The sequence below is a fragment of the Pseudobutyrivibrio ruminis HUN009 genome, assembly GCF_000703005.1.
GTDB lineage: Bacteria > Bacillota > Clostridia > Lachnospirales > Lachnospiraceae > Pseudobutyrivibrio > Pseudobutyrivibrio ruminis_A.
Window position 1 is genome coordinate 1655194 of the sequence record NZ_JNLH01000001.1, and the last position, 26845, is coordinate 1682038.

Annotated in this window: 21 protein-coding genes; all 21 read left to right on the top strand. The window is 38.9% G+C overall.

The genetic code is table 11. From position 1 onward, the window contains the following. The first annotated feature begins 100 nt into the window (after positions 1–100). The 21 genes from BO15_RS0107480 (at position 101) to rpmE (ending at position 26782) form a co-directional block, all read left to right on the top strand. On the top strand, positions 101–3877 hold the full coding sequence (locus tag BO15_RS0107480; RefSeq protein WP_033153772.1) for a DUF7604 domain-containing protein: 3777 nt from the start codon (positions 101–103) through the stop codon (positions 3875–3877). A 37-nt stretch (positions 3878–3914) separates the two neighbouring features. Then, the gene (locus tag BO15_RS0107485; RefSeq protein WP_033153773.1) at positions 3915–4952 is read left to right on the top strand and encodes a DUF5979 domain-containing protein; all 1038 of its coding nucleotides are present in this window, start codon (positions 3915–3917) and stop codon (positions 4950–4952) included. A gap of 23 nt (positions 4953–4975) precedes the next feature. Next, positions 4976–5494 carry a hypothetical protein gene (locus tag BO15_RS0107490; protein WP_052169831.1) on the top strand — a complete coding sequence of 173 codons (519 nt, stop codon included), beginning with the start codon at positions 4976–4978 and terminating at the stop codon, positions 5492–5494. Between the two features lie 11 nt (positions 5495–5505). Then, a complete protein-coding gene (locus tag BO15_RS0107495; protein WP_033153774.1) occupies positions 5506–6249 on the top strand; it encodes a hypothetical protein in 744 nt (247 codons plus the stop codon). 14 nt (positions 6250–6263) lie between these two features. Next, a complete protein-coding gene (locus tag BO15_RS0107500; protein ID WP_033153775.1) occupies positions 6264–7112 on the top strand; it encodes a hypothetical protein in 849 nt (282 codons plus the stop codon). Position 7113: 1 nt separating this feature from the next. After that, a complete protein-coding gene (locus tag BO15_RS0107505; RefSeq protein ID WP_033153776.1) occupies positions 7114–8151 on the top strand; it encodes a MucBP domain-containing protein in 1038 nt (345 codons plus the stop codon). A gap of 101 nt (positions 8152–8252) precedes the next feature. Continuing rightward, complete coding sequence (locus tag BO15_RS0107510; RefSeq protein WP_033153777.1) at positions 8253–9122, top strand: mechanosensitive ion channel family protein; 870 nt, start codon at positions 8253–8255, stop codon at positions 9120–9122. A 12-nt stretch (positions 9123–9134) separates the two neighbouring features. Then, positions 9135–12044, top strand: a complete 2910-nt coding sequence (locus BO15_RS0107515) for an insulinase family protein (RefSeq protein ID WP_330372009.1) — start codon at positions 9135–9137, stop codon at positions 12042–12044. Between the two features lie 159 nt (positions 12045–12203). Further along, a complete protein-coding gene (era, locus tag BO15_RS0107520; protein WP_033153779.1) occupies positions 12204–13118 on the top strand; it encodes a GTPase Era in 915 nt (304 codons plus the stop codon). Then, on the top strand, positions 13119–13844 hold the full coding sequence (gene recO, locus BO15_RS0107525; protein WP_033153780.1) for a DNA repair protein RecO: 726 nt from the start codon (positions 13119–13121) through the stop codon (positions 13842–13844). It abuts the gene before it with no gap. Beyond that, a complete protein-coding gene (locus BO15_RS0107530) occupies positions 13841–14620 on the top strand; it encodes a hypothetical protein (protein WP_033153781.1) in 780 nt (259 codons plus the stop codon). Before recO ends, BO15_RS0107530 begins: the two co-directional genes overlap by 4 nt. Positions 14621–14640: 20 nt before the next feature. Next, positions 14641–16038: a glycine--tRNA ligase gene (locus tag BO15_RS0107535; protein WP_033153782.1), complete on the top strand. Its 1398-nt coding sequence runs from the start codon at positions 14641–14643 to the stop codon at positions 16036–16038. 17 nt (positions 16039–16055) lie between these two features. Further along, the gene (locus BO15_RS0107540; RefSeq protein ID WP_033153783.1) at positions 16056–16694 is read left to right on the top strand and encodes a hypothetical protein; all 639 of its coding nucleotides are present in this window, start codon (positions 16056–16058) and stop codon (positions 16692–16694) included. A 21-nt stretch (positions 16695–16715) separates the two neighbouring features. Continuing rightward, complete coding sequence (locus tag BO15_RS0107545; protein WP_033153784.1) at positions 16716–18359, top strand: putative manganese-dependent inorganic diphosphatase; 1644 nt, start codon at positions 16716–16718, stop codon at positions 18357–18359. Positions 18360–18391: 32 nt separating this feature from the next. Further along, positions 18392–20338: an EAL domain-containing protein gene (locus tag BO15_RS13190; RefSeq protein WP_052169833.1), complete on the top strand. Its 1947-nt coding sequence runs from the start codon at positions 18392–18394 to the stop codon at positions 20336–20338. Positions 20339–20456: 118 nt separating this feature from the next. Then, positions 20457–21875 carry a transcription termination factor Rho gene (gene rho, locus BO15_RS0107555; RefSeq protein ID WP_033153785.1) on the top strand — a complete coding sequence of 473 codons (1419 nt, stop codon included), beginning with the start codon at positions 20457–20459 and terminating at the stop codon, positions 21873–21875. 27 nt (positions 21876–21902) lie between these two features. Next, positions 21903–23054: an NAD(P)-dependent malic enzyme gene (locus tag BO15_RS0107560; RefSeq protein ID WP_033153786.1), complete on the top strand. Its 1152-nt coding sequence runs from the start codon at positions 21903–21905 to the stop codon at positions 23052–23054. Positions 23055–23089: 35 nt separating this feature from the next. Then, positions 23090–23605: a DUF4364 family protein gene (locus BO15_RS0107565; protein ID WP_033153787.1), complete on the top strand. Its 516-nt coding sequence runs from the start codon at positions 23090–23092 to the stop codon at positions 23603–23605. Positions 23606–23608: 3 nt separating this feature from the next. Continuing rightward, complete coding sequence (locus tag BO15_RS0107570) at positions 23609–25591, top strand: ATP-binding protein (RefSeq protein ID WP_052169834.1); 1983 nt, start codon at positions 23609–23611, stop codon at positions 25589–25591. After that, entirely contained in the window at positions 25591–26439 is an 849-nt protein-coding gene (locus BO15_RS0107575; protein WP_033153788.1) for a response regulator, read from the top strand. Before BO15_RS0107570 ends, BO15_RS0107575 begins: the two co-directional genes overlap by 1 nt. 136 nt (positions 26440–26575) lie before the next feature. Further along, the gene (rpmE, locus tag BO15_RS0107580; protein ID WP_015550865.1) at positions 26576–26782 is read left to right on the top strand and encodes a 50S ribosomal protein L31; all 207 of its coding nucleotides are present in this window, start codon (positions 26576–26578) and stop codon (positions 26780–26782) included. Positions 26783–26845: the final 63 nt, after the last annotated feature.

The window sequence follows — 26845 nt, forward strand, 5'->3', positions numbered from 1 at the left end:
TCACACAATATATGCTAACTTGAAATTACAAAAAGTTATTTCGTGTAACGTTTTGTAGGAGACATTGTTGATTGGCAAATATTAAGTGAGGAAGAATCATATGAAAAGAAATCTACCATTATTACTTAATAAGATCATTTCATTAGGTCTTATAGTACCACTGTATTTGGCAATGTCAATAAGTGCATTTGCTGACATAACAGATGCGCCTTCAGAGGATACTCCTACAGAGGTAGTTGCTTCTGTTCCAGAGAGCAGCCCTGCTCCTGAGGCAAGTGCACCGGCAGAACCAAGTACAACTACAAATGAGGCTCCAGCTTCAGAGGTTACACCACCTGCAGCTGGTGAGACTCCATCAGAAGGCACAACCCCATCGGAAGGTACACCCCCAACAGATGGCACAACTCCTACTGATGGTAATCAGGGAGAATCTGATACAGCCGGAGACCAAACTCCTAAGGATGATTTAAACCAGGATGGTGATGGTTTAGAGGGTGATGGTCTAGATGGGGAACTAGACGACGAATTAGAAGATGAGCTTGACGGCGACAAACTAGAAGACGAGGAGCTTGAAGAAGAGGACGCGGAAGAGGAATGCGAGCATGAGCTAGTTTACACATCCAACGAAGACGGAAGCCACACAGTTACATGTGCTCTTTGTGATATGGAAGAGTACTCAGAAACATGTGAGTATGACGATGACGGCATTTGCGTTAAGTGTGGTTACAAGCGCCTTCCAGATCCAGTACTTGTTTATGAAGATGAATATGTAATAGTAACTGTTTCTGGTGCAGTTCCTGAAAATGCAGATTTAAAGGTTAAGCCTATTACAGAAGAAAATGAAGAAACTAGAGACCTTTATAATCACACAGCTGACAAGATGGAAGAGCTGTTAGCTGATTCAGAAAATGAAGTATATGGATTCCTGGCATACGATATTTGTTTTACAGACATTGAAACAGGCGAAGAAGTTGAGCCATCTGATAATGTAACTATTTCAATGGAATACAAGAGCGAAATCCTTCCTGTATCTCAGGAAGATGTTGATAACGCTAAAGAGCTCAAGGTTGATGTAGTACATATCAATGATAAAACAGATGAGGTTGAAAATCTTTCAGAAGCAGGTAGCGCAACAGTATCTACTTCATCAGATACTTCAGTAAAGAGCGCAAGCTTCACTAACGATTGCTTCTCCGTTTATACATTGCTTTGGAATGGAAATACTAATAGACAAATCGAAGTTACTTTCAACAATGTATTTGTACAAATTACAGATGGTGAAGAAGTTCCAGAATACGAAGAAATTCAAGAATCAATTAACATGGACGGAAGTACTCCTGAAATTATGATTTCGGATAAGGTTGATGATATTCCTGGATACAAGTTTAGGAGAGCTGACTACAAGGTAGATGGCATAGGAAAAGACGTTGATGGACTTAAGCTTATAAAGAAAGATAACTCTAACTCATATTACTTACAACTACTAAATGAAGGTGCAGAGGTTGCAAAAGTTGCTCTAAGTAGTTCAGCAAAAGCAACTGTAAATATTTACTACGAAAAGAACATAAACCTTACAGTACAGAAAATTGCAACAGGTGCTGCTAAAGAAGATACTACTACAACTTATGAATTTGTAATCAAGAATTCAGAAGATGTTCCAGTAGGCGCAACAAAATATTATGTAGGCGAAGAATTAAGAACCACAGACGCTGCATCTGGAATGTTTACATTACTTTCTGGACAAAAGGCTGAATTCATAGATCTTCCAGCAGGAAGCTACTATATCACAGAAACAGGTACATCTTATGAAAGTACTTATAAACTAAAGGATTTCACTACAAAGATTCTAGAGGTAAAGAAGAATCAGGCAGACACATTATTAGTTCAATATGAAGCTGCATCGCAGGATTCAAGAGTAGTTGAAACAACTGTTGATGATGAGTCTACAAAGAATATTAAGTTTAAAAACTGTTACACAACAGTTACTGGACCAACAGAAATCGTATCTGCAACAGTGGCAAAGTATATTAGATATCATGCAGAAGATGATAATTATGATCTTACAATCAAGTTTAAAGGTCCAGAACAAAAAATCGTTACCACTATTGATACTTCGGAAGAACTTGAGCAGGAAGAAAAAACCAAGGTAGATATTGTATTAGTTGTTGATAAATCCAATTCTATGGGATATGCAACAACAGATCCTAATTATCCTACTCGTATAAAGTGCGTGGTAGCAGCAGTAGATTCTATGGTAAAGACTATAAAGGATAAAGATGATGTTGATGCCAAATGGAAGGTTATAGACTTTGGCCAATATGCAAAGCTGATGACAAGTGATTGGATTGATACAGGCGATGTTGTAGTAACAGAGGCGCTTGGACCAGCAGAAAGTATAGGAGGTGGAACAAACTATTGTGCCGGATTAAAGATGGCCAACGAACAGATACCTGGAGCTAGAGTCGATGCAAAGAAGATTGTTATTTTCCTTACAGATGGCTGCCCTACATACGGTATAAAAAATGGAAAGCAAATAGGTAAAGGTACAAATTTAACAACAGAAATAGAAACTGCTACATATACTTATGCGAGTCAGCTTGAATGTGACTATTTCTACGCTATAGGAATGGGCCTCGGCTACAACTCATATAGTGATGCATCAGGTGGCATCGATGCATTCACACTTTTACAGAATATGAGCGCCAAAGTAAAAGCTAAAGAAGGAGCGGAGGCATATAATATTTCTCCGGAAAAGGTTGGTTCTATCTTTGATAGCTTGGCTGGAACAATCAGCAGCATTGCAGCAGGTGGACTTGAAACTAGTACAGAGATGTTTTACTCATCAAATGTAGTAATGACAGATACACTTAGCGAATATGTAGATATAGTTCCAGATAGTACATTCAAGATTAACGTAACCTTAGACTTACAGGATGTTCAAGATGAGAGTGTAGCAAGTGTGCCAGGTGTTATCAAAGATGGAATTCAGGAATCACCTGCCACATACACATTACCTGATGGAACAGTTCTAACAGCAAATTACATCGTTAAAAATAATGCTGATGGAACAGTTGTAAGAACAATTAGCATGGTATTCCCACAGGGTTATCTGTTAGATGATGGATATGAGTATCAGGTTAAGTTCTACGTACAGCCAAGTGATTTGGCATACGATTACTACTACGAACACAAAGATGATGAGAATCCTTATCCTCACACAGGCGATGATGAAACAGACCATGGTAACAACAGGCCAATTACATCATCATTATTACCTGGCTTCTATTCAAATGGTGTAGCTAATACAACTTATGTAATAAACAACCAGTCAGGTAAGCTTGATTTCCCTAAGCCTGTAGTTCAGGTGCATTTCACAAATGTTTGGGAAATCTACAAGGTAAATCAGAGCGGTGATTACTTAGATGGAGCACAATTCACACTCGAAGAGCAGGCAGAAGAAGGAACAGTGGCTACATCTTATACAGGAACTAGCCAACAGGTTGAACAATTATCAGGTTTGGTTGTTTGGAATGACACTGTAGCAACTGGAAAGATTTACAAGTTGAAAGAGATGCAGGCTCCTACAGGATATGTGACTAGCAATGATAATTGGATAATCACAATCTCTGATGAGAATGTACCTACAGTAAGAATTGTTACAGAAAGTGGTAATCCAGAAGGAACAGAGTACTTGGTTGAACCAGTGAGAGACGGAAAAGTTATTACCTACAGATTTGAGTTCATAAACAAAAAAGCATCAGCTTTACCTTACACAGGTGGAAGCGGCGTATACAAAACTACAGTAACCGGAATTGCAATGATGATTTTATCAGCATTCATGTTCTACTTGAACAGAAGAAAAAAAGCAGGTTTTTAACATGGTAAAGTCATAGTGACTTGGAAGGGAGTCGCCAATGAAGAAGGCAGTATTTAAATCAAAAGGATTAATAGGAATAATTCTTGGGGCGTTATTAATCATAGGCTGTCTACAGATAACTGGGTTAAAAGCTGCTGGAAGGATTAATCCTAATACTCCGATTACTATTACAGCTAAAATAGCTGAAAATGATCAATCGATATTTGCACAGGAATTTGAAGGTACGCTTCAAATCAGACTATATAAGATAGCTGATGTTGGAGAGACAGGCAAGGCCACTATAGAGGCTGGGTTTGAAAGCATCGACCTTAGCATATTAGATGAAAACCCATCACCGGATAGTATCCTTGAAAATATAGTGGCTGTTGCCGAACCTATTGCAAGCGAGATGGACGACTATACCACTATTGAAATAAATAGAGGTGATGGTGAATCTGAAAAAACAGTTACCATGCCAGGTGGAGCCGGAATCTATTTATACGTACCACAGCAGGTAACATATGGTAGATATGCTTACACATTTACAAGCTACATACTCTATGCACCAACCAGTACATACATTATGACAGGTCAAGGAAGCGATGAGTGGCAGTATGATGTATCCTTTACAATCAAGTCTGAAGCGGAGCAAGCATTCGGTGATCTTGCTATAACAAAGACCTTGGATACATTTAATAAGTCTCTTGGCAAAGCATCATTCGTATATAAGGTTACAGCAACCCTTGATAATGAAGTGGTTTGGAACAATGTGTATTCAATCGATTTTGATAAAGCTGGAAGCAAGACAAGAACGATAAAGGATTTACCAGCATCAGCAGTTGTCACAGTAGAAGAGATATACACTGGAGCAAGTTACGAAGCAGTAGGTAATGAAATAGTTACAGGATTAGTAATAAAACCTGGAGATACAGTAACAGCAAACTTTGAAAATGATTACAACGGAAATCAAATCTCTGGTGGTATCAGTGCAGAAAATCAATTCACTGTAGATGAGAATGGCAACATTATATGGACTGACAAGGATGGCAATCCAAAGGAACAGTTACATATGGAACCAGCAGAAACTTTTAGGTAGATGTGAGATGGAGGTAGCTAATTATGAAAGTAAATCGATTAATATTAGTTGCTGCAGCCATTGCCTTAATTGGCGGTCTTGCAGTAAAACCGGCCATAGCATATTTTACGGACACTGCTACTGTTAGTAAGACGATTCCAATTTCACTTGGAGATGTGGAGCTTCCAGAGATGGATGATGACGTTAATCACATGATTAAAACAATAGCGATTTCAAATACAGGTGATTACGACATATTTGTTAGAGCAAAGGCTTTATATCCAGATACTTGTACAATTACAAAGCAAACATCTACTAATTGGTCGGATTTAGATGGTGGATACTATTACTACAGTGAAATCCTAAAACCAGGCGAAAAGACGGAGGACTTAAACCTGAAAATTGATTTTGACGGTAGTACAAGCGATTTCAATGTAATCATCATTCAGGAAGCAACAAAAGTTCTTTACGACGAGGAAGAAAATGCATACGCTGATTGGACAAATGCAATTTCCAACGAAGATCAAGTGCAACCTGTTGAAGTGATTGAACAGATGCGATAGGAGGGATTGATATGAAAAAATTATATAAGAACCCTCTGATAATATTAGCACTTGGCTTGATAATCATTATTTCAGCATCTGCTGGGGCAGCAAGAGCAGCAATTGTTTATCAGTCAGCAGCTGAGAGAGTAAATTTCTCAACAGCAACAATTTCAGTTGAGGTTCAGGAGAAAACGGATGAAGGATACGTTGCAGTAGAAAATGAATTGAATTTCAGTGAAGTGGCAAAAGATGAGAAATTCAAAGTAGGAAAAATATACAACGAGAGTGTAAGAATTGTTAATAACTCTAATCAGGAAACTGGCTACAGTGAATATGTAAGAGTTGTAGTTAGAAAGAATTGGTACAAGGATGGTAAGAGCACAAATCTTGATCCTGATTTGATTGAGTTAGGAATTGCTGATGGATGGTATTTAAATCCTGATGAAACCACAAAAGAGCAGGCTGTTTATTACATGACAACTCCTCTTGGCTGTGGAAATGCAGCAGATTTTTTAGTATCAGTTAGGGTAAAAAGTGAGCTTACATCTTTCGTAGAAACAAAGCAATATGTAGAGGATGGCGTAGCAATCAAAGGAACCATAGTAAACGAATATCTTTACGATGGACAAGCCTTCCAAATCGAAATTCAGGCAGATGCAGTGCAGACACACAACAGTGAAGATGCAATATATGCAGCCTGGGGAATCAAGGCAACATGTGATGGACAAGACGACGGAAACATATTAACAATTGGTGATAAGCCTGTTAATTAAGAAAGGAGCAAGCGATGAAAAAGAAAATTATTAATACAGTCCTTGCTCTAGTGGTCACAGTAGCAGGGCTGATGACGACAAGTTTTGATTCAAATGCAGCTACCCAAACAACAGGATGGAATGTTGAATATGATGGCCAGGGATTTAGCTCAGACTACAATGTGGATAAATCTACTATTACCAGCGTAATGCCTGGGGACACAGTAAAATTTCAGGTTAATTACAAAAACAACTCTAGCGCAACTGCAGATTTCTACTTAAGTACAGATGTCATTGCATCGCTGGAAGAAAAAAATGCAGATGGAAGCTCAGCAAATATCAGCGGCGGTGCCTATTCCTACAATATTAGTTATATCTTAAATGGCAACACTAACGTCTTATACGATAGTGAAACTGTAGGTGGCGATAGCACTACTGTAGTCGGATTACAGCAGGTTCAGGGGGGATTGAAAAATGGAGAAAACGCATTTATGAGCGTGGGCACATTAGCAAGCCAGGCCAGCGGAACAGTTGTTATAGAAATCAAGCTTGATGGAAATTCACAGGATAACGATTACATGCAAAAGCTTGCACAGCTGGATGTAAGGTTTGGAGCTGAGAAGCAAACATCACCGGAGAATGTAGTAGTAAATACATCTGAAACAAAACGAGTAGTGTACACCATCCCAGGAGGATCTCAAGTAGTAGTATTAGAGGAGCCAGCAGTTCCACTTGCTAATACGCTTGCTAATACACTTGGCAGCCCTCAAACAGGAGATTCCATTATTCCTATTGTTGTATGTAGCATGATGTTACTTATAGGATTATTACTTGTAATTAGTTACTTTTGGATCTCAAAAAATAATAGAGAGAAGGTAGCGTGATATGAAGAAATTAAAAAGATTATTCGGATTTAGTTTAATAATGACCATGTTATGTTCTCTTATTTCGCCTATTTGGGTGAGAGCTGAAGAGTACACATATCAAATAAGTATAATTCGTGGTGGCACAGAGGAAATAGGAGCAGCTTTTGTTTCAGATATGTCAGATTCGTTGACAATTGTAAGTGCAAGTGGTGAGGTTTCTGTTTCGTCAAATAAGGATTCGGTTACAATCAAGGGTCTTAAATATAATGACCAGATTTCCTTCAACCCTAAATCAGCAGTGGAAATATCTGATGATTCAAACGATAAGTACTATGTAAAGGGAATGAGAATCAGTGGATCAAACGATGTTGTCTCTGAATCTACTTTCCCAGTTACAAAAGACAATTCCTATGTTGTAGCTTATGGAGTTGGCGCGGTAGTTCCATATACAGTTAAGTATTTGGATAGCGCAGGAAATGCACTTGCTCAGCAGAATACCTTTTACGGAGCCATTGGTGATGAAGTATATGTTCCATATAAATATATCGATGGATATATTCCAAACGCCTTAAATCTTCATACTACAAGCTTAAAGGAAAATGACGAATTTGTATTTACATATACTAAGGCATCATCTGGTGGCCAGACAATCTATAATACAACCACTTCCACATCATATGGCGTGGTTGAAGGTGAAGGCCAAATGACCTATCAATTTGTTCCAGCGGCAGTAAGAGAAGTGGCAGGCAATGGCCAGGCTGGTGGCGCAGCAAATGGAAATGGCACAAATCAAGCTGGCGGTGCAGCAGGCGGAAACCGGAATAATGAAGCAGCCAACGGAAATAATGAAGTTGCAATCGAAGATACTCAAACACCTACAGCTGCAGATGTCATAGACATTGATGATGAAGATGTTGCTAAAGCTGGTGAAACAGAAAAAATGTTTGATGTTCTAGAGAGAACAGCAATGGTTATTGCAATACTTGGATTGTTGTTAATACTTCTAACAATTGGAGCGGTAATAAAAGAAAAGCATGATATTTCTAAATATGACTAGTTAATAGTTATATTACTTTGAGGCGGCAGGAGTTCCTGCCGCTTTTTTCATGTCAGTAAATATGATACAATATAACAGATTGTAAATAAATGGAGGGTGTTATGGACACAGTAGAGACAGTTACAGCGGACGAACTAGTGGAAGACATACAGTCTGGTGTGCTTCAACAACAGCTTGAAGCCATGATACCAAAGTTTTGGAGCTTCTTTTGGAGTGCAGTACTTGCGCTTATAGTTTTTATCATTGGAACTCGCATTATAAAAGGCATCATCAAGGTTTTTCATAAGGCTATGAACCTCAAAGAGGTGGATCCAGGCGTGGAGACATTTCTTGAGTCTGTTCTTAGATGGATTCTTTATATAATTCTACTGACAATTATTCTCGGCTTATTTGGTGTTACAACTACATCAATATCTGCAGCTGTTGCAGGCCTTGGGGTTACAATAGGTCTTGCTTTACAGGGCGCTTTGTCAAACTTTGCAGGTGGCATACTTATCCTTGTTATGCATCCATTTAGAGTTGGGGATTACATTATTGAGCATGCTTCAGGGCAGGAAGGTACAGTTGATAAAATCAACATCATCTATACTACTCTAAAGATGCTAGATGGCCGTTTGGTTCAAATTCCAAATGGAACACTTTCGGCTGCATCACTTACAAACTGCACAGCTCAAAGCTATCGTTTGTTTAACGAAACAGTGGGTATCAGCTACGGCTCAGATATCGCAAAGGCAAAAGAAATCCTTCAGGACATTGCAGAAAAGGCTGAGCACAGATTGGAGATTTCTCCTATTCAGGTTTTTGTAGCAGAGCTTGGAGATAGTGCTGTACAGATTGGTTTGAGATTTCCAGTGGATATAGACCATTATTGGACCACCAAATGGGATACACTAGAAGAAATTAAAAATAGATTTGATAAATCTGGAATCGAGATTTGTTACAATCAGCTAGATGTACATATCACACAATAGAAAGGCATTAATTTGAACAAGGCATACGAATTACTAAAAGAGGAAAAGCTTGAGGGATTAGATTCCCTTGGCTTCATATTTGAACATAAGAAAACAAAAGCCAGAATTTGTTTTATTTCAAACGATGATACAAACAAAGTATTTTACATAGGTTTTAGAACTCCACCAAAGGATTCTACCGGTGTGGCTCATATCGTTGAGCACACAGTACTTTGTGGCTCAGACAAATATCCTGTAAAGGACCCATTTGTAGAGCTCGTAAAGGGAAGCTTAAACACTTTCCTTAATGCAATGACATATCCAGATAAGACAGTTTATCCTATAGCCAGCACAAACAACGCTGACTATATGAATCTTATCGATGTATATATGGATGCAGTTTTTCACCCAAATATCTACAAGTATCGCGAGATATTTGAGCAGGAGGGCTGGCATTATGAAATGGAAAATGAGGACAGCGACCTGACAATCAACGGTGTTGTATACAACGAGATGAAGGGAGCATATTCATCACCTGATGATGTGCTTTCACGCCAGATTCTTAATTCTCTTTTCCCTGATACAACTTACGCTATTGAATCAGGCGGTGACCCAAAGGTTATCCCAACTCTTACATATGAGGATTTCCTTGCCTTCCACAGCAAGTATTATCATCCAAGCAATTCATACATCTATGTTTATGGTGATGTGGATATCGATGATTTGCTTGAGTATTTAGATACCAAATATCTTCGTCACTACGATTATCTAGAGGTAGATTCAGAGATTAACATGCAGCCTGCCTTTGATAAGCCAGTTGAGGTCACGGTAGATTACCCAATCGCAGCAGACCAGGACACAAAGAACAATGCTTATCTTTCTTACAATGTTTGTATAGGCGATGTTCTTGATCCAAACATGTATAGAGCTTTCGATATATTAAACTATGCACTTGTTTCGGCACCAGGCGCACCTTTGTATAAAGCACTTATTGATGCAAATATTGCAGAGGATGTTGAGTGTTCGTTTGAATCATCTCAGCGCCAGATGTATTTTTCAGTAGTGGCACGTGGCGCGAACGAAGAGGATAGAGACCGCTTTGTTAACATTATCGAAACTACACTTCAAAACGAGATTAAAAAGGGTATTGATAAAAAGACTCTTTTTGCTGCTATAAATGGTGAACAGTTTAGAGCTAGAGAGCTAGACTTCGGTAGCGCTCCAAAGGGGCTTATCATTGGACTTCAGCTTCTTGATAGCTGGTTATATGATAAAAACCAACCATTCCTTCATTTACACGCTGTTGAAGTATTAGATAAAATTAAAACGAGAGTTAATAATGGACTTTTCGATTATATTGCAGATGTTTATCTACTTTCAAATAATCATAAGTCTATCGTTACTCTTAGACCAAAGCAGGGACTTACAGCAGCAGATGACAATGAATTAAAAGAAAAGCTTGCTGCTAAAAAGGCAACTCTTTCAAAGGAAGAAATCAAACAGATTGTTGAACATACAGCTCATCTGAAGGAATATCAGGAGACTCCTAGTTCAAAGGAGGATTTGGCAAAGATACCTATGCTTTCCAGATTCGACCTTACAAGAGAAGCTCGTCCTATAGATTTGGCGGTCTATGATGAGGATGGAACAACAATCCTTCATCACAAGGTTAGTACAAATGGAATCCATTATTTCAATATGGTTTTCGATATCAGCGATATTACATTATCAGATATTCCATATGTATCATTATTGGAACGATTCATAGGATTGATGGATACAAAGCACTATACATATGCTGATTACACTAATGAAATGTATCTTCATACTGGTGGTATCACTACTACAACAGCTGTGCATGAAGTGTTTGGCGAGCATGATAAATATCGCATCACCTTTGAGGTTCGCTCGAAATTCATTTATGAAGAAGCGGATGTGGCAAAGGACCTTGCAATGGAAATGATATGCAATACCATATTCTCGGATGAAAAGAGATTAAAGGAGCTTATCGTAGCAGAGAAATCCCACATGGAATCACTTCTCAATTCAAGAGGTAACCAGGTGGCTGCTACTAGAGCAAGATGCGGTTTCTCAAAGAAGGCCAATATTTCAGATTTGGCAAATGGAGTTCGATTCTATAGATTTCTGGTAGACCTTGAAGAGAACTTTGATGATAGAAAAGATGAAATTATATCTAAACTTAATAAAATGTGCAAAACAATATTTGCAAAGGATAGATTGATAATATCATCTACTGGTAAGACAGAGGTACTGAATCAGGCAAGAAGGCTTGTAAATGAAATCAGACCTATGCTTTCTCAGGAAAAGCTTTCCTTCGAGGGAGATAATGAGTTTGAGGTTCATCCAGTAAAGGAGGCCCTTAAGGATGCTTCACAGATTCAGTATGTAGCAATGGCTGGCGATTTTGTTAAATCAGGATATAAATACAACGGAAGCTATAAGCTTCTCAATACAATTCTTGGTTATGACTACTTCTGGATAAAGGTTCGTGTCCAGGGTGGTGCATATGGCTGCAACATGAATTCAAGCCGTCAGGGAGATATGGTATTTGTATCATATCGTGATCCAAATCTTGCTGAGACACTCAAGGTATTTGAAGAGACAGGAGAATATCTTAGAAACTTTGATGCCGACGATAGAGATATGACAAAGTACATTATTGGTACTATAAGTGGTATGGATACACCACTTACACCTTCTCAGCGCGGCCTTCGTGGATTGAACTGCTACATTTCCGGCATCAGCTACGAGGATTTGCAACGCACTAGGGATGAAGTCTTAGATGCTACGGTAGAGGACATCAGAGCCTTAGCTGATCCAGTAGATGCAGCTATGTCACAACGCTACATCTGTGTTGTAGGAAACGAATCCGTGGTGGAAGCGAATGCGGAGCTATTTACCGTAGTAGAGAATTTATATTAGTTAGATGAGCTGGTACTTTACAAGCATTTCAGTAGCTATCAAGCTCTAAGTGTTGCTGTAGGAGACGTGTTAGTCGACGAAGGCAATATCTTAGGCTTGAGAGCGTAACTGAAGGCTTGTAGATGTAACCAGCGGAGTAGAGGTAAGAGGTAATAAAGAATGAGTGATAATTTTAAGTCTGGTTTTGTTACTATAGTTGGTCGTCCTAACGTAGGAAAGAGCACTTTGATGAATCATATAATTGGGCAGAAGATTGCTATTACAAGTAACAAGCCACAGACAACAAGAAACAGAATCCAAACTGTTTATACAGATGAGGAAGTGGGTCAAATCGTATTTTTGGATACACCAGGTATGCACGAGGCTAAAAATAAGCTTGGTGAATACATGATGTCTGCAGCTAAAAGCACAATTAACGATGTTGATTTAATCCTCTGGCTTGTAGAGCCTGATACAAAGGTCGGAGCAGGAGATAAGAAAATTGCTGAGCTTTTATCCACAGTTGAGGCTCCGGTAATGTTGGTTATCAACAAGATTGACATGGCTGATGGTGTAAAAGTAGGAGAGACAATTTCAGCCTTTAAGGATTTATGTGATTTTGTTGAGGTTGTTCCAGTTTCTGCTTTACATGGAGAAGGCTGCGAGGATCTTCTTTCTACTATATTTAAATATTTACCAGAGGGACCTGCCTTCTATGATTCAGAGACTGTTACAAATCAGACTCTTAGAGAAATCACAGCAGAAATCATTCGTGAAAAATCTCTTCACGCATTAAATGACGAAGTTCCACACGGAATTGGAATTCTCATTGATTCCATGAAGGAGCGTCCAGGTAAGCGTCCAATGTGGGACATTGAAGCGACAATTGTTTGCGAGAAAAACTCACACAAAGGAATCATTATTGGCAAAGGCGGCGCAATGATTAAAAAAATCGGCACAAATGCTCGCTACGAAATCGAAAAGCTTCTTGAAGCAAAGGTTAATCTTAAGCTCTTTGTTAAGGTTAAAAAGGATTGGAGAGAAAGCGAGTACGATTTAAAGACTTTCGGTTACAAGAAAGAGGATTTAGGATAAATGGGACTGGTTACCCTGACAGGATTAGTGCTTTCCAGCTCTGATGTTGGCGAATTTGATAAGCGTCTGGTTATTCTTACAAAGGAAGCAGGGCGAATCACTGCATTTGCAAAAGGAGCAAGAAGGCCGAATAATCCGCTAGTTGCTGCGTGTTCACCATTTTGCTTTGGTGTGTTTGATGCCTTTGAAGGCCGAAATTCCTATCATATAAGCAAAGCAAACATCTCCAATTATTTCAGAGATTTGGTTTTGGATTACGATAAGGTGTGCCTGGGCTCGTATTTTTTGGAAGTTGCAGATTTTCTCTCGGTAGAGGGAATGGATGAAAGAAACAGATTAGCTCTTTTATATCAGAGCTTGAAAGCTTTGGAATCTGGCAAATTCAGCCATCGACTTCTAAAAAATATCTACGATTTAAAGACTTGGGTAATCGATGGTGAATATCCTAATGTATTTAATTGCACATGTTGTGGAAAAAAAGAAAATTTAACAGCCTTTTCGTTGAAAAGACATGGAATGCTTTGCAAAGAATGTGCAAATTTGGAATCTGGTTCAAATATTTCCAGCTCAACACTGTATACAATGCAATTTATTGTTTCCTCAACCATTGAAAAGTTGTATACTTTTGTGTTGAATGAGGAAACTGAAGAAGAATTAACTAGAATTTTAGACGGCTATAGATTAAACTATAGGTCGCATAAATATAAGAGCGAGGAATTTCTATGACTAATAACAGACCCCGCCAGGGTTCTGGCATGCGGAGTCGTAATAGTGCAAACAGTCCTACCAGACAGGGAGTTGCTGCTAAGGAGCTTCAGGAAGCCCGTAGGAAAAGAAGACAGCGCGAAGTGATGCGCAATCGCATTATTTTAGGTGTGATTTGCCTTTGTATTTTTGCACTTCTCATTACACTTATTGTAAAATTATTAGGTGGGCTGATTGGTTCAGGCAATACAGCCGACACTTCTACCATTACATTCCAAAAAAATGGACAAGTCGTATTTGAAGAAGTGATTGATTTTGACACAGATACATATTCAAAATCAGAGCTTAAAAGTTACACAAATGATTTGATTGACAGCTTCAATGAAACCTATGGCGAGGAAGCAATCAAGCTAAACAAGCTTTCTGTTAAAGGGGACGAAGCCTACATCAAAACTACATATAAGGATGCTGATTGCTACACAGCTTTCACATCTTATGAAACTTTTGATGCTTCTTACGAAGATGCAGTTTCCGCTGGCTACGATTTTGGTGAGCTTTTTTCAACTGTAGCTGATAATGTAGTAGGGGAAGCGCAGGTGGTTGATACTGAAAGCTTATTTGCAGGAATGCAGGTAGCAATCATCAAAGAAAACGTTACTGTTGTTGTGCCTGGCACAATTACATATATATCAAATGCCAATGTTGATTTGGTAGAAGCTGACACAGTTACAATTTCCCAAGCTGATGGGAATGAGGATGCTTCAGATTTAGTATATGTTATATATACTTTGGAATAATATTAGAAGGGAACATAATCATGGAAAAAACAATGGACAAAATTATTGCTCTTGCCAAGGCAAGAGGCTTTGTATATGCAGGTTCCGAAATCTACGGTGGTCTTGCTAATACATGGGATTACGGCAATCTTGGCGTTGAGCTCAAGAATAACGTAAAAAAAGCTTGGTGGCAGAAATTCGTTCAGGAAAATCCATACAACGTAGGTGTTGATTGTGCGATTCTTATGAATCCACAGACATGGATTGCTTCTGGTCACCTTGGTTCATTCTCAGATCCACTTATGGATTGTAAGGAATGTCACGAAAGATTTAGAGCAGACAAAATCATCGAGGATTTTGCAGCTGAAAAGGGCATCGAGCTTAAGTCATCAGTTGATGGCTGGAGCAAAGAGGAGATGAAGGAATTCATCGACAGCAACAACGTTCCATGTCCTACATGTGGTAAGCACAACTTCACAGATATTCGTGAGTTCAACCTTATGTTCAAGACATTCCAGGGTGTTACTGAGGATGCAAAGAACACAGTTTACCTTCGTCCTGAGACAGCACAGGGTATTTTCGTAAACTTCAAGAATGTTCAGCGTACATCTCGAAAGAAGGTTCCATTTGGTATCGGCCAGATTGGTAAGTCATTCCGTAACGAGATTACACCTGGTAACTTCACATTCCGTACTCGTGAGTTCGAGCAGATGGAGCTTGAGTTCTTCTGCAAGCCTGGTACACAGGATGAGTGGTTCCAGTACTGGAGAAGCTTCTGTCGTGATTGGCTTACAAGCCTCGGCATAAAGGAAGATGAGATGAGACTTCGTGACCACGATCCAGAGGAGCTTTCATTCTACTCAACAGGTACTACAGATATCGAGTTCTTATTCCCATTTGGTTGGGGTGAGCTTTGGGGTATCGCTAGCCGTACAGACTACGATCTTACACAGCATCAGAACGTATCTGGTCAGGATCTTACATACTTCGATGATGAGACAAACGTAAAGTACTTACCATACGTAATTGAGCCATCACTTGGTGCTGATCGTGTTGTTCTTGCATTCCTTTGCGCAGCATACGATGAGGAAGAGGTTGGTAAGGATGGAAAGAGCGATGTTCGTACAGTTCTTCACTTCCACCCAGCTCTTGCACCAGTAAAGATTGGTGTGCTTCCACTTTCAAAGAAGCTTAACGAAGGCGCTGAAAAGGTATTTACAGAGCTTTCAAAGAAATACAACTGCGAATTTGACGACAGAGGAACAATCGGTAAGAGATATCGTCGTATGGACGAAATCGGAACACCATTCTGTATCACATATGACTTTGATTCAGAAGAAGACCATATGGTTACAATTCGTCATCGTGATTCTATGGAGCAGGAAAGAATTGCGATTGCAGATTTGGATGCATATTTTGCAGACAAGTTTACATTTTAACATAGGAGGAGAGTGCTATGGAAAACATTAATGTAGAGGGAGCAGCTGAAAAGCCTGTTGCACAGCCAGTTGTTGACAACGGAGAAGATTTACTTTTAGAACAGATTGATGCATTCCGCGAGAAGGCAACACAGCTACAGCAACTCATTGCTCAGAAAGAGCGTAAGGCTGCAGAGTTAGAAGCTTTAGTTAGAGAGAAAGAAGCAATTAATGTTAAGCTACAGGAAGAGCTTTCTAGAAAGCAGCAGGAGGCAGACAGCCTTGTTGCTGATGTAGAAACTCAGGTAGACCGTATGATGCAGGTTGTTAAAAACAACATGGATCAATTAGAGATTGACATTAAGGGCCAAGTGAGTGATAATCAAGAGTCCTACGAGACCCACAATAGAAATCTTCAGGATACACTTAAAAATGTATCAGATGGTTTAGATAATATTCAAAACGAGCTTTCCGAGAAAACGCACTCAGAATCAGTTCATTTATATCGTTTGATTCAGGATTTATTAAAAGAACACGACAACAGCGAAGAGCAGGCTGTTAAGGCAGTTGAGCATTACAGCTCATTAAAGAAGCTTTCGGTTGTAGTTATTGTTTTGCTTGTATTAACAATGGGGGTATCTATTGCATCACTTATTCTCTCGATAGGATTATTTTAAGATAGAATAGATGGAGGGATTATGCCGAATTCAGTTTTTATTATCGGACACAAGAACCCTGATACCGACAGTATTTGTGCCGCTATAGGATATGCATACCTTAAAAATGCACTTGGCACAGGAGTAAATTATATACCAAAGAAAGCGGGCGAGCTCAATAAGGAGACTCGTTACGTATTAGACCGTTTTGGCGTTCAGGAGCCAGAAACAATATCAGACGTTGGAGCACAGCTCATGGATATTGAGTACAGACAGCTCGAGGGCGTTGATGGTCATATTTCTCTTAAGAAGGCATGGGAAATCATGCTTGAGAGAGATGTTGTTACACTTCCAGTTATTGCAAAGACAGGCAAGCTTGAAGGTGTAATCGTAAACGGAGATATTGCGTACTCATACATGGATGTATACGACAATAGCATCCTTTCAAGAGCACGTACACAGTACTCAAACATTATTAGTACACTTAGTGGACGCCTTGTTACAGGAAATCCACACGCATATTTTGTAAAAGGTTCTGTAGTTATTGCATCAAACAACAGAGAGGATCTTAAAGAAGATATCAGCAGAGATGACCTTGTGATTGTTGGTAATATCACAGCTCGTCAGCTCATCTGTATCGAAGCTGGATGTAGCTGCTTAGTAGTTTGTGGCGCTTCATCAGTAGATCCAGAGGTTGAAAAGGCAGCTATAGATCATCAGGTAGTGCTTATCACTACGGAGTACGACACATTTACAGTTGCTCGTCTTATTCATCAGTCAATGCCTATTCGTCAGTTCATGCAGAAGGAAGACATTATCAGCTTTGAATTAGATGATTATGTAGATGATGTTAGAGAAGTTATGAAAACAGTTCGTCATCGAGATTTCCCAATCCTCGATGAAAACAGACATTACATTGGAATGGTTTCACGTCGTCTTCTTTTAAATATGCAAAAGAAGAAGGTTATCTTAGTAGACCACAATGAAAAGTCTCAGGCAGTTGATGGTATTGATCAGGCAGAGGTACTTGAAATCATCGACCACCACAGACTTGGTTCACTTGAAACTGTTTCACCAATTCTTTTCAGAAATCAGCCACTTGGCTCTACAGCCACAATCGTATCGCTGATGTTCAAGGAAAGAGGAGTACAAATTCCAAAGGAAATTGCTGGTGTACTTTGCTCAGCAATCCTTTCAGATACTTTAATGTTCAGGTCACCAACATGTACACCAACAGACGAAGAAAGAGCAAGAGAGCTTGCTAAGATTGCTGGTGTTGATGTTACAGAGCTTGCAACTTCTATGTTTGAAGCAGGAAGCGATTTTAGAGACCGTACAGCTGAGCAGATTTTCCATCAGGATTACAAAATCTTTACTAGCGGGGACATAAAGTTTGGAGTTGCCCAAGTAAGTTCAGTATCGAAGGGGCAGCTCAATTCAATTAAGGATGAAATCAGAAAATACATGGATTCAGTACTTAAATCATCAGATTTAAATGCTGTATTCGTAATGCTTACTGATATTCTTAATGAATCAACAGAGCTTCTATTCGTTGGCGGGGAGGCTGACAAAATAATTGCCGATGCATTTAGAATGCCTGTTGCTGCAGATAGTTACATTTTAGATGGTGTAGTTTCAAGAAAGAAACAGCTTATACCACCTATCATGGAATCTCTACAGGAATAAGCAAAATATAAATTAAAGGGCAGAATTTTGTTATGTTAATCAACGGATTTAATATTGCAGCAGAGAGAGTAGACTTATTAATAGCACTTGTGATGCTTTATTTGACAGTGGCCACCAAACCAAGGAGGACCGCTGTCCTTTCCGTTGTTTTTTATGGCCAGATTTTATCATTGGCAAATATTGTTCTGCACATGGCTTCTATTTTCCTTTTAAGCTTTGATACAGCCTTAGAAGGATTTCTTTTTAGAATGACTGTGTTGTTCTATTATGTTACTTATCTTGGAATTCTAGTTTTATTGTTTTCATATATACATTTGCTTAGTTTAAAGCAAAGAGAAAATTTAGATACGTTAAATGTTGTTGTTATTGTCTTCATCGCAATTTACATGGTTGTTGTAGGAGGAGTATTTATCTCTGATAGTTATGTAACTGTTATTGATGGAGCATACAAATTCACTGAATGGTTTTATGTCAATGTATGGTTTGCACTTTTGGATGTTGTGCTTATCGTTCTTTCCACCTTTCAGAATAGAAATGAAATCCCAAGAGTTCTCATGAACCTTATATTCATATTTGTACCATTTGAAATACTTACACTTGTTATTCAAATGATACAGCCACAGTATGTAATCCTTAGTGTTACATATGTAGTTCCATTTATGCTTTGCTATATTACTTTCCATAGCATTTTGTACGATGAGGTGACAGGCTGCCAAAATAAGCAGGCTTTCGAAGCTCATCTTTTGTCGCTTCAAAAGAAGAGTAAAAACGGAAAGCATATTGGTTTCATCTATATTAAGTTCCCTCGTCTTGAGGTTGTAGATAACTATGAGCTTATGTATATAGCAAATCGTAGAATTTCTGCACAGATTAGAAACCTGGAACAACACAACCCAAACGCTAGAGTTTACTCTATCAATGAGTTTACATATGGCATCATTTTCCCAAATAATAGCGAGCACATCACAAGAGAGACAATTGAGCTTGTTAAGAAAGACCTTGAAGAGGCTATGTCGAGTTGGGAATATTCAAACAGCCCTGAATACAGAATGGTTGTTATAAAAAATGATTTGGAAAAGTGCGATTTACAGACACTTGACGCATATTCTAACTTCTTGTTCGACAAGGCAGCTAAAAAGAAAGTGAGAGTCTATGAGGCGACACTTTCTGATTACAATATTTGCATGGAACAGAAGGAAATCGAGCGAGTTATTGTTGACATTAGAAACAAGGACGATTTATTGGACCCAAGAGTTGAAGTTTATGTGCAGCCTATTTTCGATGTTACAAACAACAATTATCAAAACGCTGAGGCATTGATGCGTCTTGAGGTTCATGGCAGATTAATCTCACCGGATATATTTATTCCTTTGGCTGAAAAGGTGGGATGCATTCATACTCTTACAAGAATTATTCTTAACAAGGTATGTGCAAAGATTTACGAGATTCAGGATTACTACAATTTTGAAGCTGTATCTGTAAATGTTTCACTTTCAGAGTTTATGGATTATTGCCTGCATGATGAATTGATTGATATCATCAAAAATAATGGCATTACATGCGATAGAATTCGTCTTGAAATGACAGAATCTATGACCAGTGACGAAATCGAAGCAATTAGTCACAACATGGAAGAGTTTAATGCCGCAGGTGTACATTTTTATCTTGACGATTTTGGAACAGGTTATTCTAACCTTGAAAGAATTGTCAGCTTACCATTTAGAACAATTAAGTTCGATAAGAGCTTACTATATAAATCAATGGATGACCCTATTTTGCTTAGATTGATTCAAAATATGGTTGATGTGTTTAAGAGCCATGGATTAGTAGTACTTGTAGAAGGTGTTGAAAACAACAAACAGGCTGAACTTTCTATTGGTCTAGGATTCGAATATATCCAGGGATATAAATACGCAGCACCAGTTCCAATCAACAAATTAGAGGAATTCTTTGAGCCTAAGCTAGAGCGCTTGGCCTAAAATAAAGTTATGGACAGATGAAGATTTTGGTTATATAATGCAACTATCATCAAAGTTATTCGATAGTCGATTCGACTTTTATTTCCATGACGTTTTTCATTTTATTAAGGAGAGTTAGATGAGAGAAAAATATGAAAGTTTATCAGTAACAATTTTGCGCGACTTAGCAAAAGCTAGGGGAATAAAAGGCGCATCAGCAATGAAAAAAGCAGATTTGGTAGAAGCTATGCTTGCACAGGACGAAATTGACAAGCAGAATGAAGCTGCATCTGCAGAAAAGTCAGAGCCAGTAGAAAAGGCTGAAAGACCAAAAAAGGTAGAAAGAACAGAAAGACAGGAGAGACCAGAGAAGGCTGAAAAATCTGAGAAGGCAGACAAGACAGAGGTTCCAGCAGATATCCCAATGGACAATCTTATTCCAGCAAGTGGAATTCTTGAGGTAATGGGCGACGGCTTTGGTTTCATCAGATGTGACAACTACATGCCAGGTACAGACGATGTATATGTTAGTCAGTCACAAATCAAAAAGTTTAACCTTAAGACAGGCGATATTATCATAGGTAAGAAGCGTTTCAACAACCCTACAGATAAGTTCGCTGCTCTTATGATTATAGATTCAATCAATGGTTACGATCCTTCAAGAGCTAGCAAGCGCCCTAATTTCGAAGATTTAACACCTATTTTCCCAAATGAACGTATTCGTCTTGAAAGACAGCGCAGCTCAGTAGCGATGCGTATCGTTGATTTGGTTAGCCCAATTGGTAAGGGACAGCGTGGTATGATTGTTTCCCAGCCAAAGGCAGGTAAAACAACACTTCTTAAAGAAGTGGCTACATCAGTTAATTACTCACATCCAGATATGCACCTTATCATTTTGCTTATCGACGAGCGTCCTGAGGAAGTTACCGATATGAAGGACACTATGAGAAACAGCAAAAATGTTGAGGTTATCTATTCAACATTTGATGAGAGTCCAGAACACCACAAGCGTGTTTCAGAAATGGTTATTGAGCGAGCTAAGAGATTAGTAGAGCATGGCCAGGACGTTATGATTCTTTTGGATTCTATCACACGTCTTGCCCGCGCATACAACCTTACAGTACAGCCATCAGGCCGTACACTTTCAGGTGGTCTTGATCCAGCAGCTCTTCACATGCCAAAGAAGTTCTTTGGTGCTGCAAGAAACATGCGTGAAGGCGGTTCCCTTACAATCCTTGCTACAGCACTTGTAGATACAGGTTCCAAGATGGACGATGTTGTATTCGAGGAATTCAAGGGTACAGGTAACATGGAGCTTATTCTTGATAGAAAGCTTTCAGAAAAGAGAATATTCCCAGCTATTGATATCACAGGTTCTGGTACTCGTAGAGAAGACCTTCTTCTTTCAAGAAAAGAGCTTGATGCAATGGAAATTATGAGAAAAGCAATCAATGGTGCTAGAAAAGAAGACGCCGTTGAAACTATTCTTAATATGTTTGCTCACACAAAGAGCAATGACGAATATATCGATATGATTATTCGTAAGAGAGTTATCTAATTCAATTGATATTCAAGGAGGGAAATCATGGCATCAGTAGACGAAACAGCGGTATTTTTACACAAGCAGTGGAACGGTAAAATCGAGACATGTGCAAAGGCACCAGTTAAAAGCAGAGAGGATTTGTCGATTGCTTACACACCAGGTGTTGCAGCTCCATGCCGTATCATTGCTGAAGACCCAGAGGCAGCATATAGCTACACACTTAAAGCAAACACAGTAGCTGTTGTATCTGACGGTTCTGCTGTCCTTGGCCTTGGAAATATTGGACCACTTGCAGCAATGCCAGTTATGGAAGGCAAGTGCGTATTGTTCAAGGAGTTCGGTGGTGTTAATGCATTTCCTATCGTTTTAAATACTCAGGATCCAGACGAAATAGTTGCTGCAGTAAAGGCTATTGCTCCAACATTTGGTGGAATCAATCTTGAGGATATTTCTGCTCCACGTTGCTTCGAAATCGAAGAGCGTCTTAAAAAGGAGCTTGATATTCCAGTATTTCATGATGATCAGCATGGTACAGCAATTGTTGTACTTGCTGGCATTATCAATGCGTTAAAGGTAGTTAACAAGAAAAAAGAAGATTGCAAGGTAGTAGTTAATGGTGCAGGTTCTGCAGGAATAGCCATTACAAAGCTTCTTCTTAGATATGGATTTAAGGATGTCACAATGTGTGATAGGGAAGGAATCATTGGTCCGGACTATCCAAATCTTAATTGGATGCAAAAAGAAATGACTAACGTCACGAACCTTTCACATAAGACTGGTACACTTAAGGATGCCTTAGTTGGTGCGGACATTTTTGTTGGTGTTTCAGCTCCGGGTATTGTATCAAAGGAAATGGTTGCATCTATGGCAAAGGATTCGATTCTTTTTGCTATGGCCAACCCTACACCAGAGATTATGCCTGACGAAGCAAAGGAAGCAGGAGCTAGGGTAATTGGTACAGGACGTTCTGATTTTCCTAATCAGGTTAACAATGTAGTTGCATTCCCTGGTATTTTTAGGGGCGCCCTTGAAGCGAGAGCTACAGCAATCACAGAAGAAATGAAATTGGCAGCAGCAGAAACTATTGCCGGTCTTGTGGATGAAGAGAATCTTTGCGATGATTTCATTTTGCCAGAGGCTTTTGATCCACGTGTTGCAGTAGCAGTAGCAAATGCAATTAAAGCATTGGTTTAAATCAAATAAGTTATAAGTAGTTAGTGAGGAAAATCATGGCAGAACCAAATTTAATATACAAGATTACAATACTAGAATTATTACATCGTAGTGGTTTCCCGCTTAGCAACAGTCAAATCACAGACTTCTTTTTAGAAGGTGATTTGACTGATTATTTCACAGCCCAGCAAGCCATCAGCGACGATGAGGAAGCAGGGCTGATTTTTTCGAAAACTAATCATAATAATACGACCTATTCAATTACAGATGATGGCGTGAAGACCTTGGAGCTATTCAAAGAAAAGATTTCTCCAGCTCTTTCAAAGGATATTAACAAATATCTCAAGGTCAATTCCATTTCCATGAAGGAAGAGAATTCCTACAAGGCAACGTACTTCAAAGCCGATAGGGGTGGCTATGTGGTACAGCTTCGTATTACGGAAAACGATGTTCCGACCATGGATTTAAGCTTTCATGTAGGCTCAAAGGAGCAGGCTGAAACACTATGCAACAATTGGAAGGTACGTAGTGATCAGGTATATGAAGCGGTGATGGATATACTTATGGGGTGAGGTATGAAATCTGTTTACATTAAAATGATTTTAATTGTAACAGTGGCATTATTTATTGTAGTGGGGGCACTACTAGCTTCAGTTGCCGTCATTTCTGACGGCACGCTTAGTAGAAATCAATTCATTAAACTAATCGTTGTTTTTTCCATTTTTTTAATATTAGCCATTATTGTGGCACTGAAAATTGCACAGAATGTTATAAAAGAAATAAATAGCATGAATGAGTTTATGCAACGTCAGTTGGATGCTGTAGATTCGGCAAGTAAGGCAAAAAGTCAGTTTCTTGCTAGTATGTCACATGAAGTAAGGACACCTATTAATGCTATCCTTGGTATGAACGAAATGATTATTAGGGAAAGCTCGGACGAGCAGATTGTAGAGTATGCAACAAATGTTAAACAGGCCGGAAAGGCTTTGCTTGCCCAGGTAAATAGTATTTTGGATTACTCAAAGCTAGAAGAAGGCAAGATGGATATAATCCAGGTAGAGTATGATTTGGCCACAATGATAAATGGTTTTGTAACATCTGTTGCGACTAGAGCTAAATCCAAGGGCTTGAGAATGGAGGTAAATGTAGATACAAACCTGCCAACCACATTATTGGGGGATGATGTTAGATTGGGGCAGGTTATTAATAACTTGCTTACAAATGCAGTAAAATACACTGAAGTAGGTGTAATAACCCTTAATATATGGGAAGAATCAAGGGAAGATGGAGCAATTGATATCGGGGTAAGTGTGCAGGATACGGGAATAGGTATCAAGCCAGAGGACATGGAAAAGCTGTCCGCCTCATTTACGAGAATAGAAGAGGAACGCAATAGAAATATTGAGGGCACAGGTCTTGGAATCCCGATTGTAATAGAAATATTGAGACTTATGGGAAGTGACCTTAAGGTGGAGAGTGTGTATGGCCAGGGTTCTACTTTTTCATTTGTAATCAGACAGGGAATCATTAATGACGAGCCTTTGGGTGACTATAGAAAACGCGTTAAACGCAGCTATAGGCGTAGAAACAAGTACACTTATCCATCTATGCCGAAGGCAAATATCATTGTTGTAGATGACTACGAGATGAATCTTGTGGTGGCAAAGAATCTTATGAAGGTTTATGATTTTATTCCTGATTTGGCAGAATCCGGGCCGGAAGCCGTTACCAGGATAGAAGAGAAGCATTACGACATCATTTTCATGGATCATATGATGCCTGATATGGATGGCGTAGAAACGCTGGAGATTTTGAAAAAGCGACAAATGATAGATGAGTCCACGGCAGTAATTGCTTTGACGGCAAATGCTATCGCAGGAGCTAAAGACTTTTATATATCAAAGGGATTTAACGACTATCTGACTAAGCCAATAGATGCAGAAGCATTGGAACAGGTTTTAACCAAATATGTTCCGGCAGAAAAGATAGTAAAGAAATCCATTAGCGATATTAAGAATAATAAATCACTAACAGTAAATGATGATGAAAGAAAGGCTTTGATTAAAATCTTTGTATCCACGATTCAAGAAACAGCAAAGAATTTGGATAGTTTGTTGGAAGCGGAGGATATTAAAAATTACACTATCAAGGTTCATGGACTGAAGAGTACAGCCAGATTGATAGGCGAAATGTCCATATCAAGTAAAGCTGAGGCTTTAGAGAAAGCAGGAAACGAAAATGATTGGGATTATATAAAATCTCATCATAAGGAATTAATAAGAGAATATCTAAGCCTGGAGAATTCGTACAAAGAGGTTAAAGAAACAAAGAAAAAATTGGATGCAGGGGAATTGAAGGATGCTATTTATTCAATTATAGAAATGGCAAGTGTCTGCGATTACACATCTACGGAGATGGTTATAGATTCATTGGATGAATACGAGATGCCAGAGAATGTAGAATCGGAAATGAAACATGTGCGAGAGCTTCTGCAGAAGCTTGATTATGAGGGTGTTGTTGGATTGGCTAAAAATATGCTTAACAATGGGGGTAACTAATGGATTACGGAGTTTCTAATGAAAAGCAAAGTAAAGTTGCAATTATCAGTTCAAAGTCCAGCTTTTCAGTAATGGGAATTCAAAAAAAGCTGCAGGAATCGGGAATAGAAGGAGTGCCAGTTCGTCCAAGTATTTTTCAGATTGAGGAGGCTATTGATGAGAGTGAGCCAATAATCTACTATTTGGATGATGAGATTTATACTCCAAGCGGAGAAGATTTTTTAAATGAAATGAGGAAGCTATGCTTGGAGCAGGAACGTTTGCTTATACTTGTAGGTGAAGAAGCGGAGTATGAAAAGGCTACAGAAATCATCCCTAAATCGGCAATTGTAGGATGGTTTAATAGGCCTGTTGATATGGATGCTTTGATGGAGACTTTGGAAAAAGCATTAGGGGGAGAAATCAAACCAGCAAGACAGCACCACATTTTAATAGTTGATGACGACACTACATATATGCGAATGCTTCACGAATGGATGAAGGACAGATATCAGATTACTATGCTTGATGCTGGAACAAAGGCTATTCACTGGTTGATGGACAACTCGCAGAATGTAGATTTGATTTTATTAGATTGTGAGATGCCATCAATGGATGGCCCTACAGTTTTTCGAATGTTAAAAGAAGATCCAGGCTCTAGAAATATTCCGGTAATGTTCTTGACTGGCAAGAGCGATAGAGATATGGTTATAAGAGCCGTTGGCTTAGGGCCAGAAGACTATATACTTAAATCCATAGATAAAAAAGAACTTATGGATAAGCTGGAAGATTTCTTTGGCCGTCTGAAGACAATGGAGGATTCAGAAGAAGTAGAAGAGTCTGATGGCAAAACAGGGGTTGTATTTTAGTATATTCCATGTTATACTTGAGAAGCTGTTAATCGGGATGAAATGCGAGACCCTCGCATTTAAGCAGTATTCGAGATTTTTATCTCACAAATTACAGTTGGAAATTGTAAAAAATTATTATGAGAGGTGAAATTAAATGAGACAGGGTATCCATCCAGATTATTACCAGGCTACAGTTACTTGCAACTGCGGTAACACATTCGTAACAGGTTCTACAAAGGAGAGCATCCACGTAGAAATTTGTTCAAAGTGTCATCCATTCTACACAGGCCAGCAGAAAGCTACACAGGCTCGTGGACGTATTGACAAGTTCAACAAGAAGTATGGTATTGACGCAAAGTAGTCATTTATTTGGACTTTTAAGGGTTGAGATTCGTCTCAGCCCTTTATTTCGTGTAGGGGGCTT

Coding starts and splice junctions, on each gene's coding strand:
- rho (WP_033153785.1), top strand. CDS start 20,457: ATGAGAGAAAAATATGAAAGTTTATCAGTAACAATTTTGCGCGACTTA.
- BO15_RS0107500 (WP_033153775.1), top strand. CDS start 6,264: ATGAAAAAGAAAATTATTAATACAGTCCTTGCTCTAGTGGTCACAGTA.
- recO (WP_033153780.1), top strand. CDS start 13,119: ATGGGACTGGTTACCCTGACAGGATTAGTGCTTTCCAGCTCTGATGTT.
- BO15_RS13190 (WP_052169833.1), top strand. CDS start 18,392: ATGTTAATCAACGGATTTAATATTGCAGCAGAGAGAGTAGACTTATTA.
- BO15_RS0107560 (WP_033153786.1), top strand. CDS start 21,903: ATGGCATCAGTAGACGAAACAGCGGTATTTTTACACAAGCAGTGGAAC.
- era (WP_033153779.1), top strand. CDS start 12,204: ATGAGTGATAATTTTAAGTCTGGTTTTGTTACTATAGTTGGTCGTCCT.
- rpmE (WP_015550865.1), top strand. CDS start 26,576: ATGAGACAGGGTATCCATCCAGATTATTACCAGGCTACAGTTACTTGC.
- BO15_RS0107510 (WP_033153777.1), top strand. CDS start 8,253: ATGGACACAGTAGAGACAGTTACAGCGGACGAACTAGTGGAAGACATA.
- BO15_RS0107570 (WP_052169834.1), top strand. CDS start 23,609: ATGAAATCTGTTTACATTAAAATGATTTTAATTGTAACAGTGGCATTA.
- BO15_RS0107575 (WP_033153788.1), top strand. CDS start 25,591: ATGGATTACGGAGTTTCTAATGAAAAGCAAAGTAAAGTTGCAATTATC.
- BO15_RS0107530 (WP_033153781.1), top strand. CDS start 13,841: ATGACTAATAACAGACCCCGCCAGGGTTCTGGCATGCGGAGTCGTAAT.
- BO15_RS0107535 (WP_033153782.1), top strand. CDS start 14,641: ATGGAAAAAACAATGGACAAAATTATTGCTCTTGCCAAGGCAAGAGGC.
- BO15_RS0107540 (WP_033153783.1), top strand. CDS start 16,056: ATGGAAAACATTAATGTAGAGGGAGCAGCTGAAAAGCCTGTTGCACAG.
- BO15_RS0107490 (WP_052169831.1), top strand. CDS start 4,976: ATGAAAGTAAATCGATTAATATTAGTTGCTGCAGCCATTGCCTTAATT.
- BO15_RS0107545 (WP_033153784.1), top strand. CDS start 16,716: ATGCCGAATTCAGTTTTTATTATCGGACACAAGAACCCTGATACCGAC.
- BO15_RS0107485 (WP_033153773.1), top strand. CDS start 3,915: ATGAAGAAGGCAGTATTTAAATCAAAAGGATTAATAGGAATAATTCTT.
- BO15_RS0107565 (WP_033153787.1), top strand. CDS start 23,090: ATGGCAGAACCAAATTTAATATACAAGATTACAATACTAGAATTATTA.
- BO15_RS0107495 (WP_033153774.1), top strand. CDS start 5,506: ATGAAAAAATTATATAAGAACCCTCTGATAATATTAGCACTTGGCTTG.
- BO15_RS0107505 (WP_033153776.1), top strand. CDS start 7,114: ATGAAGAAATTAAAAAGATTATTCGGATTTAGTTTAATAATGACCATG.
- BO15_RS0107480 (WP_033153772.1), top strand. CDS start 101: ATGAAAAGAAATCTACCATTATTACTTAATAAGATCATTTCATTAGGT.